This window comes from Streptomyces sp. NPDC049577 (assembly GCF_040675635.1).
Taxonomy (GTDB): Bacteria; Actinomycetota; Actinomycetes; order Streptomycetales; family Streptomycetaceae; genus Streptomyces.
On sequence record NZ_JBFAPH010000389.1, the window covers coordinates 1 to 5,561 of the forward strand.

Below are 5,561 nucleotides of genomic sequence, written 5' to 3' on the forward strand. Positions count from 1 at the left end.
AGCGAGATGTCGAAGCCGAACGTCGTCACCGCCAGCCAGCGGTCGGCCGGCGTCAGGGCGGTGTGCTCGCGCATCGAGGACAGGAAGTTGGCCAGCGCGCCGTGCGGGACGACGACGCCCTTGGGGCGGCCGGTCGAGCCCGAGGTGTAGAGAACGTACGCCGGATCGGCGGCCGACACCGGCCGGGTCCCGGACAGGGCGGCGGCCGGGGCGATCCCGTCCACCGTCAGCAGGTTCAGGCCCTCGGGCAGGGCGGTCCCCTCGGTCGTCAGCACGACCGCCGGTGCGGCGTCCGCCAGCACATACGCGATGCGCTCGGCCGGGAAGCCGACGTCCACCGGCAGGAACGCGGCCCCCGCCCGGCCGGCGGCCAGCATCGCGACCACCGCGTCCACCGAACGCGGCAGCGCGAGGGCCACCAGATCACCCCGGCCGACGCCCCGCGCGAGCAGCGCGTTCGCCAGGCCGTTCACCCGTGCGTCCAGCTCCGCGTAGGACACCGATTCGCCGCCGAGGACGACGGCTTCCGCGTCCGGGGTGCGCGCCGCCTGCGCGGCGAACCGCTCGGGCAGCAGTTCCGCCGGGAGTTCGCGCGCGGTGTCGTTCCAGCCGGTGACGATCCGCTCGCGTTCCTCGCCGGACAGCAGCTCGGTCCCGGTGATGCCGCGGTCGGGGTCGGCGGCCATCGCGCGCAGAACGCGTTCGAGGCGGGTGGCGAGGGATTCCGCCGTGGCGCGGTCGAAGAGGGACGTGGCGTACTCGAGGACACCCTCGATGCCGTCGGGGGCGCCCTGGGCGGTGCGCCGCTCCCCCAGGCCGAAGGACAGGTCGAAGCGGGCCCGGTGGTGCTCGCCGTTCTCGGGGCTGACCGTGAGGCCGGGCAGTTCCAGTCCGGCCGGCGCGGTGTTCTGCACGGTCAGCGTCACCTGGAACAGCGGGTGCCGCGTCAGGGAGCGGGCCGGGTTGAGGGCCTCGACCAGCCGCTCGAACGGCACGTCCTGGTGGGCGTAGGCGGTGAGGTCGGTCTCCCGGACCCGGGCCAGCAGCTCGCGGACGGTGGGCTCCCCCGAAGTGTCGGTGCGCAGCACGAGGGTGTTGAGGAAGAAGCCCACGAGATCGTCGAGGGCGTCGTCGCTGCGCCCCGCGATCGGGGCGCCGATGGGGATGTCCGTGCCGGCGCCGAGGCGCGTGAGGAGCGTGGCGAGGCCGGCCTGGACGACCATGAACAGGCTGGTGCCGGTGGCGGCGGCCAGGACCAGCAGGTCGCGGTGCAGCCCGGGGTCGAGGGTGAAGCGGTGCTTGGCGCCGTCCTGCGGGCCGGACGCCGGGCGGGGGCGGTCGGCCGGCAGGTTCAGCTCCTCGGGCAGCCCGGCGAGGGCCCCGGTCCAGTGGGTCAGCTGGCGGGAGAGTTCGCTGCCGGGGTCCGACTCGTCGCCGAGGACCTCGCGCTGCCAGATCGCGTAGTCGGCGTACTGGACGGGCAGCGGTTCCCACTCGGGGGCCTCGCCGGCGCGGCGTGCCGCGTAGGCGGTGGCGAGGTCGGCCGTCAGCGGCCGCCAGGACCAGGCGTCGCTGGCGATGTGGTGCAGCACCAGGACCAGGTGGTGGTCCTGCGGGCCGGCCGCGATCAGCGCGGCCCGCAGCGGCGGCTGCGTGGTCAGGTCGAAGCCCCGGCCGGTGAGCTCGTCGGTGAGCTGCCGCACCTCGTGGGCCGCGGCCCGGAGCACCGGCACGTCCGGCGCGTGGTCCCGGGCGTCCAGCACCTGCTGGACGGGCTCGCCGTCCACCGCGGGGAACACGGTGCGCAGCGACTCGTGCCGGGCGACGACGTCCCGCACCGCGAGCCGCAGGGCGTCGTGGTCCAGCTCGCCGCGCAGCCCGAGGACGACCGGCACGTTGTACAGCGAGCCGGCCGTGTCGAGCTGGTTGAGGAACCAGAGCCGGCGCTGCGCGTACGACAGCGGGACGTGTGCGGGCCGTTCGGCGGGGGACAGCGGACGGCGGGCGGTGCGGGCGCCGGGCAGCAGCCGGGCGAGACCGGCCACGGTGGGGGCCTCGAACAGGGCACGCAGGGGCAGTTCGGCGCCGAAGGCGGTGCGGACCCGGTTGACCATCTGGGTGGCCAGCAGCGAGTGGCCGCCGAGGGCGAAGAAGTCGTCGTCGATCCCGACCGCGGGGACGCCCAGCACGTCGGCGAACAGCCCGCACAGGGTCTCTTCCTCGGGGGTGCGCGGTGCGCGTCCCGCCACGGTGTGCGTGGTGCGCGGCGCGGGCAGGGCCCGGCGGTCCACCTTGCCGTTGGCGGTCAGCGGCAGCGCGTCGAGCACCACCACGTCGGCGGGGACCAGGTGACCGGGCAGGGTACCGGTCAGCCGGCGGCGCACCGCGGCCGGATCGAGGGGCGCTCCGGCCGGTCCGCCGGCCGGGACGACGTAGCCGACGAGCCGCTTGTCGCCGGGCCGGTCCTCGCGCACCGCCGCGGTGGCGGCGCCGACGCCCTCGACGGCGAGCAGCGCGGACTCCACCTCGCCGAGTTCGATGCGGAAGCCACGGATCTTGACCTGGTCGTCGGCCCGGCCGACGAACTCGGGCAGCCCGTCCCCGCGCCGGCGGACGAGGTCTCCGGTGCGGTACATGCGGGTGCCGGCGGGGCCGTACGGGTCGGCGACGAACCGCTCGGAGGTGAGCGCCGGCCGGCCGCCGTAGCCGCGGGCGAGGCCCGTGCCCGCCACGTAGAGCTCGCCGACGGTGCCGTCCGGCACCGGCCGCAGCCGGTCGTCCAGCACATACGCCCGGGTGTTCCACATGGGCCGGCCCAGTGGCACGGGACCGGACGCGACGGGCCCGGCCGGCGGGGTGCGGTGGTCGAAGCAGCCGACCGTGGTCTCGGTGGGGCCGTAGTGGTTGACGAACGTCAGGTCGGGGCGGCGCTCGCGCCAGGGCGCGAGCTGCTCGCCGCGCAGCGCCTCGCCGCCGGTCATCAGCTCGGCGCCCGGCGCCAGGACGTCCGGCAGCAGCTCCAGCACCGGCAGATGGCTGGGGGTCGCCTTGAGGAAGGTGAGCCCGCCCGGCACGTCCAGGTGCTCGTCGAGGTCCGCGACGTACAGGGTGCCGCCCGCCAGCAGGGTGCCGTACAGGGTGGTCAGCCCGAGGTCGAAGGAGAGCGAGGAGTGCAGCAGGGTGCGGCCGGCCAGGCCCGGGTAGACGGCGGCGGCGCGGACGGCGTAGTCGGCGATCGCGCGCTGTTCGACCTGTACGCCCTTGGGGGTGCCGGTGGAGCCGGAGGTGTAGATGACGTACGCCAGGTGCGCGGGGGACGGCGGCACCGGGAGCTCCTCGCCGGACAGCGGCTCTCGGGACTGCTCCTCCAGGGCGGCGCGGACCTCGTCCGCGTCGAGGACGAGTCGCTGCCACGGCCCGTCGGCGAGCGACGGCAGGCCGGCGAGCGTGTCCCGGGTGGTGAGCACCAGGGCCGGGGCGGCGTCCCGCAACACGAAGTCCAGCCGCGGCCCGGCCTGTTCGGTGTCCAGGGGGACGTAGGCGGCTCCGGCCCGGCCGGCGGCGAGCATCGCGGTCACCGCGTCGAGCGAGCGCGGCAGGGCGAGGGCCACCCGGGACTCCGGTCCGGCGCCGTGCCGCAGGAGCAGCCGGGCCAGCCGGTTCGCGCGGGCGTCGAGCTCCGCGTAGGTGACGGTCTGTGTCCCGTGGACGACGGCGAGGGCGTCGGGCGTGCGGGCGGCCTGGCGGGCGAACAGCTCGGCCAGCGTTGCGTCCGGCACGTCCTGGACGGTGGCGTTGCGGGCCGTCAGCAGCTCGTGGCGCTCGTCCTCGGCAAGGATCTCCAGGTCGCCGATCGACCGGTCGGGTTCGGCGGCGGCGGCCGCCAGCAGCCGGGTGAAGCGGGCCACCAGGGTGTCGACGGTGGAGCGGTCGAAGAGGTCGGTGGCGTAGACGGCCTGGCCGCGCACGCCGCCGGGCGCGCCGTCGGCGGTGCGGAGTTCGCCGAGGCCGAAGGACAGGTCGAAGCGGGCCGCCTCGCCGGCCCGGGGCACCGTGCTGACCTCCAGGCCCCGCAGCGCGGGCACGGCAGGGGCCTCGTCCCGCACGGACAGGGAGACCTGGAAGAGCGGGTGGCGGGCCAGGGAGCGCGCCGGGTTGAGCTCCTCGACCAGCCGCTCGAACGGCAGGTCCTGGTGGGCGTAGGCGGTGAGGTCGGTCTCCTTGACGCGGGCGAGCAGCTCGCGGAAGGAGGGGGCACCCGTGGTGTCGGTGCGCAGCACGAGCTCGTTGATGAAGACGCCGATGAGGTCCTCGGTGGCGTCGTCGGTGCGGCCGGCCACCGCGGTGCCGAGGGGGATGTCGGTGCCGGCGCCGAGGCGGGTGAGCAGGGCGGCCAGGGCCGCCTGGAAGACCATGAACATGCTGGTCCCGCTCTCCCGGGAGAGCGCGAGGAGCCTGCGGTGCAGCGGGGCGTCGAGGGTGAAGGCGACGGCCTCGCCGCGGTGGGTGCCGGTGGCCGGGCGGGGCCGGTCGGTGGGCAGGGCGAGTTCCTCGGGCAGTCCGGCGAGGGCCCGGGTCCAGTGGGCCAGCTGCCGGGCGGCCAGGCTGCCGGGGTCGTCCTCGTCGCCGAACAGCTCGCGCTGCCACAGGGCGTAGTCCGCGTACTGGACGGGCAGCGGGGACCACTGCGGGGCGGCGCCGTCGAGGCGCGCGGCGTAGGCGGTGGCGAGGTCGCGCACGAGCGGGCGCAGCGACCAGCCGTCGCCGGCGATGTGGTGCAGCACGAGCACGAGCACGTGCTCGTCGGGGCCGAGGGCCAGCAGGGCGGCCCGCAGGGGCGGCTCGACGGAGAGGTCGAAGCCCTGGCGGACGAACGTCTCGACGGTCTCGGTCAGTTCCTCCTCGGTCGTCGTCAGCCGGCGCGGCAGCGCGGCCGTGGCCGCGTCCGGGCCGAGGATCATCTGGTGGGGCCGGCCGCCGTCCTCGGGGAAGACGGTGCGCAGGCTCTCGTGCCGGGTGACGACGTCGGCGAGCGCGGCGGACAGGGCGTCCTCGTCGAGGGGGCCGCGCAGGCGCAGGGCGGTGGCCATGTTGTAGTGCGAGGCGCCGGGGTCCATGCGGTTGACGAACCACAGCCGGCGCTGGGCGAAGGACAGCGGGACGGTCCGCGGGCGCTCCTGCCGGACGAGCGCGGGGCGCGCGGCGTCCGCCTCCTCGGTCCGCCGGGCGAGCCCGGCGACGGTCGGCGTCTCGAACAGGGCGCGGATGGGGAGTTCGGCGCCGAGGACGGTGCGGATGCGGGAGACCAGGCGGGTGGCGAGGAGGGAGTGGCCGCCGAGGTCGAAGAAGCTGTCGTCGATGCCGACGCGCGGGACGCCCAGGATCTCGGCGAACAGGCCGCAGAGGATCTCCTCGCGGGGGCTGCGCGGTTCCCGGCTCGGCCGGGCGGCCGCGGCGGGCGCGGGCAGGGCCTTGCGGTCGGTCTTGCCGTTGGGCGTCAGGGGGAGGGAGTCCAGGGCCATGACGACGGACGGCACCATGTACGACGGCAGCCGGCCGGC

The 5,561-nt window shown here is 75.9% G+C and carries 1 protein-coding gene; it reads right to left on the reverse strand.

Annotated elements, in window-relative coordinates; translation table 11 throughout:
* A partial coding sequence (locus AB0K09_RS29135; RefSeq protein ID WP_366068406.1) for an amino acid adenylation domain-containing protein occupies nt 1-5,561 on the reverse strand: 5,561 nt, incomplete at both ends.